Source organism: Serratia sp. 121840015-1 (genome assembly GCF_053627655.1).
In genome coordinates this window covers 111,461-123,361 of record NZ_JBSEYF010000008.1, presented here as the reverse complement: position 1 = coordinate 123,361, position 11,901 = coordinate 111,461, and the positions used below count along the sequence as shown (strand labels likewise).

The following is an 11,901-nucleotide window of genomic DNA, read 5'->3' as shown; positions in this document are numbered from 1 at the left end:
ACCCCATGCCGAACTCAGAAGTGAAACGCCGTAGCGCCGATGGTAGTGTGGGGTCTCCCCATGCGAGAGTAGGACACTGCCAGGCATCAAATAAAGCCGAAAGCCCTGAACTGACGTTCAGGGCTTTTTGCTATGCGTAAAACGCAAAAAAGCGCAGCTACGCTGCGCCGTTCAACCACTCGACAATAAAATCGGCGATGCTTTCCGGTTGATTGAGATCCAATTGCTTAGCCGCGATGGATAGCGGCCGATCGCTGGCTACCGCCACGACAAACTGATCCAGCATGCCTTCCAACGGTCTGCCGATCTCGGCCCGATAAAGCAGGATCTTGCTGACCGGCTCATGTTTGAACCCTTCCACCAGAATCAAATCGACCTTATCGGCATCAAAACGTTCTGCCAGGTAGCGCAGGTCCAAAGGTTGTTGTTCCGGCGTTTCGGTCATTAATGCCCAGCGGCGATCGCTGGCGACCAGCGTTTGGTCGGCACCCGCTTTGCGCAGCTCATAGCTGTCTTTGCCCGGCGTATCCACATCCATGTCATGATGCGTATGCTTTATCAACCCAACCCTCACCTGGCGCTGTTTCAGCATCGGGATCAACTGTTTGAGCAGGGTGGTTTTTCCCGTTCCACTATAGGCACCGATGGCCAGCAAGGGGGGCAATGAACGATTCATTTCTTTAGCTCTCGTGCTTGCTGCCAATTCCGGCAGTCTTCCGGCGTATTCAGGTTATGAAATGCCGCTTGTTGCCCGCTGAACACCACGCGTTGTGCGTTAATCTGATGCAAGAACAGCATCAGCTTGCGTTCACCCCGCGTCAGATAGTCAGCCAGCTGCGGCGCTGTTTGGGTATGCAATAACGCCAGCGTAGGGTGATCTCGTTCACCATCGCTGGCAAAGGCCGCTGGCGCTGCGCCTTTTTGCTGCCATAGCTGTGCGACTAAGTCGGCGGGAAAGTCGGGGACGTCACAAGGGACGAAGGCCACCCACTCGTTGGGAGATTGCTTGAGCCCGGCGAGCATCCCGGCCAACGGCCCGGCGAAATCGGGCGTCAGATCGCCAATCACCGGCAAACCGCTCGCCTGGTAGCGTGCCTGATTGCGGTTGGCGCTGATGGCGACGGAAGCCACCTGCGGCCGTAACCGGGCCAGAACATACTGATAGAGTGCGATACCGCCAATCGACACCAGGCCTTTATCCTCACCGCCCATGCGCGTGGCTCGCCCGCCGGCCAAAATTACGCCGCTGATTTCTTTATGCATCTCGTTTATCCCGCCTTGTCGATGCGCTGATTGTAGCGCTAAAGCCGGCGTGACATCAGGATTTACCTTTATTGACAAGCCGGTTCTTTCACTGCGTGGGTAAGCCTGTTACTTTGTGAGTTTATTCATGCTATTGGACGATATTGAGATGAAAACGCATCGCGTAAACGAGTTGATCGAGCTGTTGCACCCGGCCTGGCAGGAAGATCCCGATCTCAATTTGATGCAGTTTTTGCAAAAACTGGCGAAGGAAGCGGGCTTCCAGGGCGAGTTGTCCGAGCTGAGCGATGATATTCTTATTTACCACCTGAAAATGCGCGGCAGCGCCGGCACGGATCAGATCCCGGGCCTGAAGAAAGATTACGAAGAAGATTTTAAAACGGCGCTGTTGCGCGCTCGCGGGGTTATTAAGGACTGACCTTCGTGCGGTGCGAGAAAGCATAGCTCGTGAAACGCGCCATTAATGCTACTATTTCTCATTCCCGGCACCGTGCTGTCAGCGATCAAACGAACGTTATGAATAACTCTGCTTTTAATTTCGACACTCTGTCGCCCGACTTGATTATGGACGCGCTAGAAGGGGTTGGCCTGCGCGTCGACTCCGGTCTGACGGCGCTGAACAGCTACGAGAACCGCGTCTATCAGTTTATGGACGAAGATCGCCGGCGCTACGTGGTGAAGTTTTACCGCCCGGAGCGCTGGAGCGCTGCGCAGATCGGTGAGGAGCACCAGTTCGCTCTGGATCTGGCGAAGGCGGAGATCCCGGCGGTAGCGCCGTTGGCGTTGCAAGGCGCTACGCTGCATACGCACGCTGGGTTCTTCTTTACCCTGTTCCCCAGCGTGGGCGGGCGGCAGTACGAGATAGACAACCTGGATCAGTTGGAATGGGTGGGTCGTTTCTTGGGGCGTATCCATCAGGTCGGTGGTGAGCGTTTGTTCGCCGAGCGGCCGACGATGGGGGTTGAAGAGTATCTCACCGCCCCGCGTCAGGTGTTGGCCGGTTGCGAGCTGTTGCCGGCAGCGCAGCGTGAGGGGTTCCTGCAGGCGACGGATAACCTGATCGCGGCGATCAAGCCGCACTGGCATCTGAACTGGCAGCCGCGCCGTTTGCACGGTGATTGCCATCCGGGCAATATTTTGTGGCGCGACGGCCCGCTGTTCGTCGATCTTGATGACGCACGTAATGGCCCTGCGGTGCAGGACTTGTGGATGCTGCTGCACGGCGAACGCCGCGATCAACTGATGCAGTTGGACGTCTTGCTGGAGGCGTACGGTGAATTTGCCGAGTTCGATCAGCGCGAGTTGGCGTTGATCGAGCCGCTGCGGGCGATGCGCATGGTGTATTACCTGGCCTGGGTCGCCCGCCGTTGGCAGGATCCGGCCTTTCCTAAGAGTTTTCCGTGGATGGCGGAGTCTGATTTCTGGTTGTCTCAGACTGCGGCCTTCAACGAACAGGTTAAGCTGTTGCAGGAGCCTCCTCTGCAGCTGACGCCAATGTATTGAAGCTTTAACACAATGGAGAGTTTAGTCTTATGAAAAAAATATGGTTGGCGCTCGTTGGCATGGTGATGGCATTCAGTGCCTCGGCGGCACAGTTTAGCGATGGCGCTCAGTACGTGACCCTGGACAAGCCGGTGACCGGCGAGCCGCAGGTGCTGGAGTTCTTCTCCTTCTACTGCCCGCACTGCTACCAGTTCGAGCAGGTCTATCACGTGTCTGAAAACGTGAAGAAGGCCTTGCCTGCCGGCACCAAAATGACCAAGTACCACGTGGAGTTCCTGGGGCCGTTGGGCAAACAGCTGACTCAGGCATGGGCGGTTGCGATGGCGCTGGGCGTGGAAGACAAAGTAAGCCCGCTGATGTTTGAAGCGGTACAGAAAACCCAGACCGTGCAAACGCCGGACGATATCCGTAACGTCTTCGTGAAAGCGGGCGTGACCGCCGCTGATTATGACGCGGCCTGGAACAGCTTCGTGGTGAAATCTCTGGTGGTTCAACAGGAGAAAGCCGCGGAAGATCTGCAGCTGCGCGGTGTGCCGGCGGTATTCGTGAACGGCAAATACATGGTTAAAAACGATGGCCTGGACACCAGCTCGATGGACGCGTACGTGAAGCAGTTCGCCGACGTGGTTAAATTCCTTAGCCAGCAGAAATAAGCCTGATTCAGCATGAAAAACGCCGGCATTGCCGGCGTTTTTTTTACCCGTATTGCCGCTTCAATTTATCCAGCAACCGATCTTTTTCCTGCCACAGCGTATTCAGCCACAGCTGGAAGCGCCGCTTGAACTGTTTGTCGTTGAAGTAGTCCCCGTGCAGGGTTTCATCGATCGGCAGCGTTTCTATTCTTACCACGATACGCGTCAGCCGCCCACACAGCATATCCATAAAGGGCCGTTGGTTATTTTCCGGATAGAGCAGGGTAACGTTCAACACTTTGTCGAACTGATTGCCCAGTGCGCTGAGCGTAAACGCAATGCCGGCGGCTTTGGGCGCCAGCAAATTGCGATACGGCGAATTGCTTTTAATTTTCTTGGCTTCCGTGAAGCGCGAACCCTCGACGAAATTGACGATGGTGGTTGGACGCTGACGGAATTTTTCGCAGGAACGGCGCGTCGTTTCGATATCCTTGCCGCGTTTCTCCGGATGCTTGAGTAAATAGGCGCGGGAGTAACGTTTCATGAATGGCATGTCCAGCGCCCAACAGGCCAGACCGACAAAAGGCACCCAGGCTAACTGTTGCTTGAGGAAGTACTTATTCATTGGAATATGATTTCTGAACAGCACGCATAATACGACAATGTCCGACCAACTTTCGTGGTTGCTGATCAGCAGATACCAGTTTTTTCGATCCAGCCCCTCCAGCCCTTCAATATCCCAACGCAATTGCCCGTTAATGCGCAATAACAGGGCCAGCCCCTGACACCAGCACCACATCATGAAATCGGCAAAAGCCGAGATATATCGCCAAACGGCGGGAATGGGCACCAGGAGTTTCACGATGCCGGCCAGCGTGATGGGGATGGAGCACAACACCGTCACCAGAATCGTGAGTATGACGGAAATGATAAAGATAACAGGCGTTAACAATCTTGGCATGGTTATGGGCTGACGGTTGTTGAGAACATCGTTGCATGCCGAAGCGCATGAACAAAAACATATTTTAACAGAAATCGCCGGGGTAAAGCGCCGCTAAAAATGACTGTTTTTCGTCTCATTGGATAACCATTTGCTGAGTTTTCGTGCAACTTTCCCAGCTTGTGCTAGGGTAATTGAGGCGCCGAATTTGATTAATAGTGCGATTAAAATCCGGCGAAAGTTATATCCACAAATCCAATAAAAGCCAGTAATAAAGCGTCGCCGGAATTCGTTCTTTTAACGCGGTGATTTAAATAGGAATTTTATTCGCCGTTATAACGATAATCGGAGCGTTATAATTCGGTCTCTTTTCTATGCACAAAGTTATCCACAGGTAAGATCTTGCGGATCCTCACGCACCATCACATCATTTTCGTCCGTAATGCACGCTAAGGTTCGTCTCCGGCGGCCAGCTATGGCATGCTTACCCCTATGTCCGATCACGATAAAGAAACGCTATGGCCCAGATTGCAGAAAACCCACTAATCCTGGTTGACGGTTCCTCCTACCTCTACCGCGCTTATCACGCCTTCCCGCCGCTGACCAACTCGGCGGGCGAGCCGACCGGCGCGATGTACGGCGTGCTGAATATGCTGCGCAGCCTGTTGCTGCAGTATCAACCGAGCCACGTTGCCGTGGTGTTTGATGCCAAAGGGAAGACTTTCCGCGATGAGCTGTTCGCCGAATACAAGTCGCACCGGCCGCCGATGCCGGACGATCTGCGAGCGCAGATCGAGCCGTTGCACAGCATGGTCAAGGCGATGGGCCTGCCGCTGCTGGTGACGCCCGGCGTTGAGGCGGACGACGTTATCGGTACGCTGGCGCTGGAGGCCGAAAAGGCCGGCCACGCGGTGCTGATCAGCACCGGCGACAAAGACATGGCGCAGCTGGTGACACCGAACGTCACCCTGATCAACACCATGAACAACACGATCCTCGGCCCGCAGGAAGTGTGCGACAAGTACGGTATTCCACCGGAGCTGATCATCGACTTCCTGGCGTTGATGGGCGATTCATCGGACAACATTCCCGGCGTGCCGGGCGTGGGCGAGAAAACCGCCCAGGCGTTGCTGCAGGGCATCGGTGGGCTGGATGCTTTGTACGGCAATCTGGAGAGCATCGCCACGCTGAGCTTCCGCGGTGCCAAAACCATGGCGGCCAAGCTGGAGCAGAATAAAGAGGTCGCGTATCTCTCCTATAAGCTGGCGACGATCAAAACCGACGTCGAGTTGGATCTGACCTGCGCTGAGCTGACGGTGTCCGAGCCGGATGTCGATACGCTGCAACAGCTGTTCAAACAGTACGAGTTCAAACGCTGGCTGGCGGACGTGGAAGCCGGCGTATGGCTGGAAAACAAGAAAGGCGCGGGTGCGAAAGCTGCCGGCGCTGCCAAACCGGCCGCCGCGGCGGAAGCGCCGAAGGCGCTGGCGGAGGCCAAGCTGTCCCAGGAGGGGTATATCACTATCCTGGATGAAGCGACCTTTACCGACTGGCTGGCGCGGCTGAAAAAGGCCGACGTGTTTGCCTTCGATACCGAAACCGACGGCCTGGATACCCTGACCGCCAACCTGATCGGTCTGTCCTTCGCGATTGCACCGGGCGAAGCGGCTTATTTGCCGGTGGCGCACGATTATCTGGATGCCCCGCCACAGCTGGATCGCGCCTACGTGCTGGAAGCGCTCAAGCCGCTGCTGGAGGACGATAAAGCGCTGAAGGTCGGGCAAAACCTGAAGTTCGATATGAGCCTGCTGGCGCGCTACGGCATTGAGATGCGCGGTATCGCCTACGACACCATGCTGGAGTCCTATGTGCTGGACAGCGTCGGCGGCCGTCATGATATGGACAGCCTGGCCGATCGTTATCTGGGCCACAAAACCATCACCTTCGAAGAAATCGCCGGCAAGGGCAAGAACCAGCTGACGTTCAACCAGATCGCCTTGGAGCAGGCGGCGCCTTACGCTGCCGAAGACGCGGATGTCACGCTGCAGCTGCACCTGGCGATGTGGCCGCAGCTGAAGCAGAGCGCAGAGCTGCTGACGGTGTTCAACGAGATTGAAATGCCGCTGCTGCCGGTGCTCTCGCATATTGAACGCACCGGGGTGCTGATCGATCCGGCCATTTTGTCGGCCCACTCCCAGGAGCTGGCCAAGCGTCTGGCGGAACTGGAGGCGCAGGCCCATGAGCTGGCGGAAGAGCCGTTCAACCTGGCGTCGACCAAGCAGCTGCAGGCTATCTTGTACGAAAAACAAAAACTGCCGGTGCTGAAGAAAACCCCGGGCGGGGCGCCCTCCACTAACGAAGAAGTGCTGGCCGAGCTGGCGCTGGACTACCCGCTGCCGAAGGTGATCCTGGAATACCGCGGCCTGGCGAAGCTGAAGACCACCTATACCGACAAGCTGCCGCTGATGATCAATCCGGTCAGCGGCCGGGTGCATACTTCGTATCATCAGGCGGTGACCGCGACCGGGCGTCTCTCCTCGAGCGATCCGAACCTGCAGAACATCCCGGTGCGCAACGACGAAGGGCGACGCATTCGCCAGGCCTTTATCGCGCCGGAAGGTTACCGCATCGTCGCGGCCGACTACTCGCAGATCGAGCTGCGCATCATGGCGCATCTGTCACAGGATGAAGGGCTGCTGAAGGCCTTCGCCGAAGGGAAAGACATTCACCGCGCCACGGCGTCGGAAGTCTTCGGCGTGCCGTTGGATAAAGTGACCGGCGAACAGCGCCGCAGCGCCAAGGCGATTAACTTCGGTCTGATTTACGGCATGAGCGCCTTCGGCCTGGCGCGTCAGCTGGGGATCCCGCGTGGGGAAGCCCAGCGCTATATGGATCTGTACTTCGAGCGTTACCCGGGCGTGCTGGACTACATGGAGCGCACCCGCCAGCAGGCTTCCGAACAGGGCTATGTCAGCACGCTGGATGGGCGCCGCCTGTATCTGCCGGACGTCCGCTCCAGCAATGCCATGCGCCGCAAGGCGGCCGAGCGTGCCGCCATCAATGCCCCGATGCAGGGCACGGCGGCCGATATTATCAAGCGTGCGATGATCGAGGTCGACGCCTGGCTGCAAGGGCAGGAGAAGCCGCTGGTGCGCGCGATCATGCAGGTGCACGATGAATTGGTGTTTGAGGTGCACGAGTCGGTGATCGAAGAAGCCAGCCAACGTATCCGCCAATTGATGGAGGGCAGCATGACGCTGGCGGTGCCGTTGAAGGTCGACGTGGGCGTCGGCATGAACTGGGATGAGGCGCACTGATCGCCGGTTTATCGCCGGATGTGCTAACTGGCGAGAACCTAAGCATTTTTCGTAATTAAGCTACAAGATGCGGCGATAGTTTCCCCAACTTCGCCGTTCTTGCGCCGCAAATTGTGTAAGTAAACTACAAAAAATTCTTTTGCCCTGCGAAAAAATGATGTAGAGTTACAGGCGTAGGGTACAGAGGTAAGATGTTCTATCTTTCAGACCTTTTACTTCACGTAATCGGATTTGGCTGAATATTTAGCCGCCCCAGTCAGTATTGACTGGGGCGTTTTTTATTGTAAAAACAGCAGCAAGCCATACGTTTTTCCTATCTCTTCGCACCGCTTTTCGTTCCCGCTTCCGCTCCCTCAACGCCGTGATTTGGTGAGATCAGCCTGCCCTGGCGATAAGTTTTTATGATGGCTTTATTTCAGAACTGTAATTAGATAACAAAAAATCCCGCCTGTGGCTGAACTGCGGGCATAAAAAAGCCGATGCGGTGAGGCATCGGCTCTGGCGTTCAGCCTGGGCTTATTCGCCGGCTTCGTCTTCCGGCAGCACTTCCGGCGGGATCTCGTTAAACCAGGTATCCAGCTTCTGGCGCAGCTTGTCGACGCCGATCTTCTTCAGCGACGAGAAGGCTTCAACCTGGATATCCCCCATAAACGGCAGCACCGCTTCACGCACCATATTGAGCTGCGCCTTGCGTGCGCCGGAGGCCAGTTTGTCGGCCTTGGTCAGCAGCACCAGCACCGGGGTGCCGACGTCGACCGCCCACTGGATCATCTGCTGGTCGAGATCTTTCAGCGGATGGCGGATATCCATCAGCACCACCAGGCCTTTCAGGCTGTTGCGCATCTGCAGGTATTCGCCCAGCGCGCGCTGCCATTTGCGCTTCATCTCTTCCGGCACTTCGGCGTAGCCGTAACCCGGCAGGTCGACCAGGCGGATGCCGTCTTCCACTTCGAACAGGTTGATCAGCTGGGTGCGCCCCGGCGTCTTACTGGTGCGCGCCAGGCTTTTTTGGTTGGTCAGGGTATTCAGCGCGCTGGATTTCCCGGCGTTGGAACGGCCGGCAAAGGCGACTTCAATTCCTGCATCCCCCGGCAGATGGCGAATATCGGGTGCGCTGGTGACGAAATGGGTCACATGATAGTTGTAGTTCTTGCTGGTCAAAATTTTTCGTCTCCGTGAGGATGGCTAACTGGTTGGCGATTATAACTGCATCAGCGGTAAAAATGGCGTGTTTCTCGGTTTTTAAGCGGCGGGACGCGATAAAACGACAGTTATGCCGCGCGTAGGTTGTGAGACATTTGCCATTCGAATCGCGGGTAATGTCGCTTTATTCGAAAGTGATATTTATGTTTTTATTTTAAAAACAACATGTTGTTTTTTCGTTGTAGGGAAATGTCATCCAAATCGGCGTCAGGTGCCTTGAGCCTTCGCAACAATAACGTAAAGTAGTCGTTAACGCAGGGTTGCGCAGGATTAGGGAACATCCGGGAAGGATGACAAATCTCAGGGAATGCACAGGGCGTGCAATGAGTGCCAGGATGAACGCAAAAGGAAGTGACCCTTTCGCACCGGAATAGGCGGCAGGCACATCGGATGGTGAAGTATCGGCAATTTGGATGCCCGCAGGAAGCGCGCTCGGGAAGAGCGGATGCGAATGGATTGCGCCATGGACGATTTTTCTTTCAGGATGAAGGACGTAGTGGCAGGGAATGCGGTTATAGCAGAGGGAAAAACCGGGATGTTGCATGTACGCAAGGAGTGCGTAACAGGAATACCCTTCGCGAGAAGGTGCGAAATAGGCGGCAGGTTTAACCTGCCGCCTTTTTTCTTTGTCCGCTTTCTGCTAGATTCCGCCGCAATTCTATACTGAATCTACATACCTAAGAGCACACGCTATGAACCAGCCATCAAAAGCACCTCGCGGCAGCGCGGCGAAGTCAAAAACGAAAAAGAAAAGCCGTATGGAGCTCGATCAGGAAGCGCGCGAGCGCAAACGCCTGAAAAAGCGCCGTGGCCTCGCTTCCGGTTCGCGCACCCAGGTCGAGTCCGGCAGCCAGAAAAACAAATCGGCGGCGGCAGCCAAAGATCCGCGTATCGGCAGTAAAGTGCCGGTTGCGCTGGTGGTCGACGAGACCAAAGTGAAGGCCAAACCGCAGCCGAAACCAAAGGCCGAAGCGAAACCGCGCCTGTCGCCGGAAGAAGAGCTGGCGAAGCTGGAAAATGACGAGCGCCTGAACGCGCTGCTGGATCGCATCGACGACGGCGAAACGCTGAACGCGGAAGAGCAAGCGTATGTCGACAAGACGCTGGATCGCATCGATGTGCTGATGGACGTGCTGGGCATCGAACTGGGCGAAGACGACGACGAAGAAGAAGAGAAGCAGGAAGATATTCTGAAGCTGCTGAAAGGCGGCAATCCGAAAGACGCCTTTTAACGCGCTATGTGGCTAATCCCGACAATAGCCCTACTCTTGATGTGTTATCTGCTGTGGTTATTCGGTAAACTATGGCGGCTGTCTAAGCGCAAAGCGCGTTTTCGCAGCGCTTCCGTGGCCAGACAGCGCAGACAACCGCCCCTCTCCCGGCCCGGTAGAAAAAGATATCGGAAGGAGTGAGCATGTCAGAGCAGACGATTGTCTGGGATTTGGCCCTGATCCAAAAATATAACTACTCAGGGCCGCGTTATACCTCATACCCCACGGCGCTGGAGTTTAACCAGCGCTACGACGAAGCGGCGTTTCAACGCGCCGCTGCGCGCTACCCTGAGCGGCCGCTGTCGCTGTACGTGCATATCCCTTTCTGCCATAAGCTGTGCTACTTCTGCGGCTGCAACAAGCTGGTGACGCGCCAGACGCACAAGGCCGACGAATACCTGAACGTTTTGGCGCAAGAGATCGCCAGCCGTGCGCCGCTGTTCGCCGGCCGTAAGGTCGGCCAGATGCACTGGGGCGGCGGTACGCCGACCTACCTGGATAAAGCGCAAATCAGCCGGCTGGTGGCGTTGCTGCGCGAACACTTTGATTTCCTGCCCGATGCGGAGATGTCGATCGAGGTCGATCCGCGCGAGATAGAGCTGGATGTGCTCGATCATTTACGTGCAGAAGGCTTTAACCGTCTGAGCATGGGGGTGCAGGATTTCAACAAGCAGGTGCAGCAGCTGGTCAACCGCGAGCAGGACGAGGCCTTTATCTTCGCCCTGATTGAGCGGGCCAAAGCGCTGGGCTTCCGCTCGACCAATATCGATCTGATCTACGGCCTGCCGAAACAGACGCCGGAAAGCTTCGCTTTCACGCTGCAGCGGGTGGCTGAGCTGAATCCCGATCGCCTCAGCGTGTTCAACTACGCGCATATGCCGAACTTGTTCGCCGCCCAGCGCAAAATCAAAGACGCCGACCTGCCGGGCGCGCAGCAGAAGCTGGATATCCTGCAGCAGAGCATCGCTTTCTTGACCGGCGCCGGCTATCAGTTCATCGGCATGGATCACTTTGCGCGCCCGGACGACGAGCTGGCAATCGCCCAACGCGAAGGCAAGCTGCACCGCAATTTCCAGGGCTACACCACCCAGGGCGACAGCGATCTGCTGGGGCTGGGCGTGTCGGCCATCAGCATGCTAGGCGACAGCTATGCGCAGAACCAGAAAGAGCTGAAGCATTACTATGACAGCGTACAGGCGCAGGGTAATGCGCTGTGGCGCGGGCTGGCGTTGACGGACGACGATTGCCTGCGGCGCGATCTGATCAAAACCCTGATCTGCAATTTCCGGTTGGCGTATCAGCCGCTCGAACGGCAATACGGCATCGACTTTACCGCTTACTTCGCCGAAGACCTGCAGCTGCTGGCGCCGTTTGAACGCGATGGGCTGGTGGAGCGGGACGAGCAGGGCATCCGCGTCACGCCGCGCGGGCGCTTGCTGATCCGCAATATCTGCATGTGTTTTGACCGCTATCTGCGGCAACAGGCGCGCAGCCAGCAATTCTCACGGGTGATTTGAGGATGAAAAAACAGCCGCTGATGCGGCTGTTTTTTTAACTGAAGAAGTTAATCAGCGCGGCGCACAACACCGCGGCAACCGCCGCCTGCGGGGTGTGGCTGGCAGCGGAGCCCAGCTCCGCGCCCTGAGAAATGAATACGATGAATGAGTCCAGCATCGTCAACCTCCAGAGTGTGCGACACGATCATACTGCGCCCGCACCGGCTGTAAAGCCTGAGGTTGGCGTTTTTTTGTGCGCCGGACTGTGTTTTTCAT

12 protein-coding genes and 1 rRNA gene are annotated in these 11,901 nt (G+C 56.5%); 8 read left to right on the top strand and 5 right to left on the bottom strand.

What is annotated here, in order from left to right; genetic code table 11:
* A 5S ribosomal RNA gene (rrf, locus tag ACUXAC_RS24780) occupies nucleotides 1–85 on the top strand; the annotation flags it as partial.
* 72 nt (nucleotides 86–157) lie between these two features.
* Here the strand turns inward: rrf and mobB are convergent.
* The gene (mobB, locus tag ACUXAC_RS24775) at nucleotides 158–676 is read right to left on the bottom strand and encodes a molybdopterin-guanine dinucleotide biosynthesis protein MobB (protein WP_060425412.1); all 519 of its coding nucleotides are present in this window, start codon (nucleotides 674–676) and stop codon (nucleotides 158–160) included.
* Nucleotides 673–1,263 carry a molybdenum cofactor guanylyltransferase MobA gene (mobA, locus tag ACUXAC_RS24770; RefSeq protein WP_060425409.1) on the bottom strand — a complete coding sequence of 197 codons (591 nt, stop codon included), beginning with the start codon at nucleotides 1,261–1,263 and terminating at the stop codon, nucleotides 673–675. The genes mobB and mobA overlap by 4 nt, the downstream gene beginning before the upstream one ends.
* Nucleotides 1,264–1,411: 148 nt before the next feature.
* Between mobA and ACUXAC_RS24765 the strand changes: the two genes are divergently transcribed.
* The 3 genes from ACUXAC_RS24765 (at nucleotide 1,412) to dsbA (ending at nucleotide 3,419) form a co-directional block, all read left to right on the top strand.
* Nucleotides 1,412–1,681, top strand: coding sequence for a YihD family protein (locus ACUXAC_RS24765; protein WP_004931268.1), 270 nt, complete (start codon nucleotides 1,412–1,414; stop codon nucleotides 1,679–1,681).
* A gap of 98 nt (nucleotides 1,682–1,779) precedes the next feature.
* Entirely contained in the window at nucleotides 1,780–2,766 is a 987-nt protein-coding gene (locus ACUXAC_RS24760; protein ID WP_159318793.1) for a serine/threonine protein kinase, read from the top strand.
* Nucleotides 2,767–2,795: 29 nt separating this feature from the next.
* Nucleotides 2,796–3,419 carry a thiol:disulfide interchange protein DsbA gene (dsbA, locus tag ACUXAC_RS24755; protein WP_004931264.1) on the top strand — a complete coding sequence of 208 codons (624 nt, stop codon included), beginning with the start codon at nucleotides 2,796–2,798 and terminating at the stop codon, nucleotides 3,417–3,419.
* A 43-nt stretch (nucleotides 3,420–3,462) separates the two neighbouring features.
* Here dsbA and ACUXAC_RS24750 read toward each other — a convergent pair whose 3' ends face one another.
* A complete protein-coding gene (locus ACUXAC_RS24750; protein ID WP_015379457.1) occupies nucleotides 3,463–4,359 on the bottom strand; it encodes an acyltransferase in 897 nt (298 codons plus the stop codon).
* 497 nt (nucleotides 4,360–4,856) lie between these two features.
* On the opposite strand from ACUXAC_RS24750, the gene polA reads away from it, so the two are divergent.
* Nucleotides 4,857–7,655, top strand: a complete 2,799-nt coding sequence (gene polA / locus ACUXAC_RS24745) for a DNA polymerase I (RefSeq protein ID WP_070913806.1) — start codon at nucleotides 4,857–4,859, stop codon at nucleotides 7,653–7,655.
* A gap of 191 nt (nucleotides 7,656–7,846) precedes the next feature.
* A complete protein-coding gene (locus ACUXAC_RS24740; RefSeq protein ID WP_071892919.1) occupies nucleotides 7,847–7,894 on the top strand; it encodes a spot 42 RNA, inhibition of DNA synthesis in 48 nt (15 codons plus the stop codon).
* Between the two features lie 277 nt (nucleotides 7,895–8,171).
* Here the strand turns inward: ACUXAC_RS24740 and yihA are convergent, their stop codons facing one another.
* Nucleotides 8,172–8,816, bottom strand: coding sequence for a ribosome biogenesis GTP-binding protein YihA/YsxC (yihA, locus tag ACUXAC_RS24735; RefSeq protein ID WP_019452177.1), 645 nt, complete (start codon nucleotides 8,814–8,816; stop codon nucleotides 8,172–8,174).
* Between the two features lie 734 nt (nucleotides 8,817–9,550).
* On the opposite strand from yihA, the gene yihI reads away from it, so the two are divergent.
* Nucleotides 9,551–10,090, top strand: a complete 540-nt coding sequence (gene yihI / locus ACUXAC_RS24730) for a Der GTPase-activating protein YihI (RefSeq protein WP_071890410.1) — start codon at nucleotides 9,551–9,553, stop codon at nucleotides 10,088–10,090.
* A gap of 182 nt (nucleotides 10,091–10,272) precedes the next feature.
* On the top strand, nucleotides 10,273–11,646 hold the full coding sequence (hemN, locus tag ACUXAC_RS24725; RefSeq protein WP_087762530.1) for an oxygen-independent coproporphyrinogen III oxidase: 1,374 nt from the start codon (nucleotides 10,273–10,275) through the stop codon (nucleotides 11,644–11,646).
* A 34-nt stretch (nucleotides 11,647–11,680) separates the two neighbouring features.
* Here the strand turns inward: hemN and ACUXAC_RS24720 are convergent, their stop codons facing one another.
* Nucleotides 11,681–11,803, bottom strand: a complete 123-nt coding sequence (locus ACUXAC_RS24720; protein ID WP_015379453.1) for a YshB family small membrane protein — start codon at nucleotides 11,801–11,803, stop codon at nucleotides 11,681–11,683.
* Between the last annotated feature and the right edge of the window lie 98 nt (nucleotides 11,804–11,901).

Bases quoted from the DNA above. Each gene is read 5' to 3' on its own strand.
- ACUXAC_RS24720 (WP_015379453.1), bottom strand. From the start codon at position 11,803: ATGCTGGACTCATTCATCGTATTCATTTCTCAGGGCGCGGAGCTGGGC.
- polA (WP_070913806.1), top strand. From the start codon at position 4,857: ATGGCCCAGATTGCAGAAAACCCACTAATCCTGGTTGACGGTTCCTCC.
- yihI (WP_071890410.1), top strand. From the start codon at position 9,551: ATGAACCAGCCATCAAAAGCACCTCGCGGCAGCGCGGCGAAGTCAAAA.
- mobA (WP_060425409.1), bottom strand. From the start codon at position 1,263: ATGCATAAAGAAATCAGCGGCGTAATTTTGGCCGGCGGGCGAGCCACG.
- dsbA (WP_004931264.1), top strand. From the start codon at position 2,796: ATGAAAAAAATATGGTTGGCGCTCGTTGGCATGGTGATGGCATTCAGT.
- hemN (WP_087762530.1), top strand. From the start codon at position 10,273: ATGTCAGAGCAGACGATTGTCTGGGATTTGGCCCTGATCCAAAAATAT.
- ACUXAC_RS24750 (WP_015379457.1), bottom strand. From the start codon at position 4,359: ATGCCAAGATTGTTAACGCCTGTTATCTTTATCATTTCCGTCATACTC.
- mobB (WP_060425412.1), bottom strand. From the start codon at position 676: ATGAATCGTTCATTGCCCCCCTTGCTGGCCATCGGTGCCTATAGTGGA.
- ACUXAC_RS24765 (WP_004931268.1), top strand. From the start codon at position 1,412: ATGAAAACGCATCGCGTAAACGAGTTGATCGAGCTGTTGCACCCGGCC.
- ACUXAC_RS24760 (WP_159318793.1), top strand. From the start codon at position 1,780: ATGAATAACTCTGCTTTTAATTTCGACACTCTGTCGCCCGACTTGATT.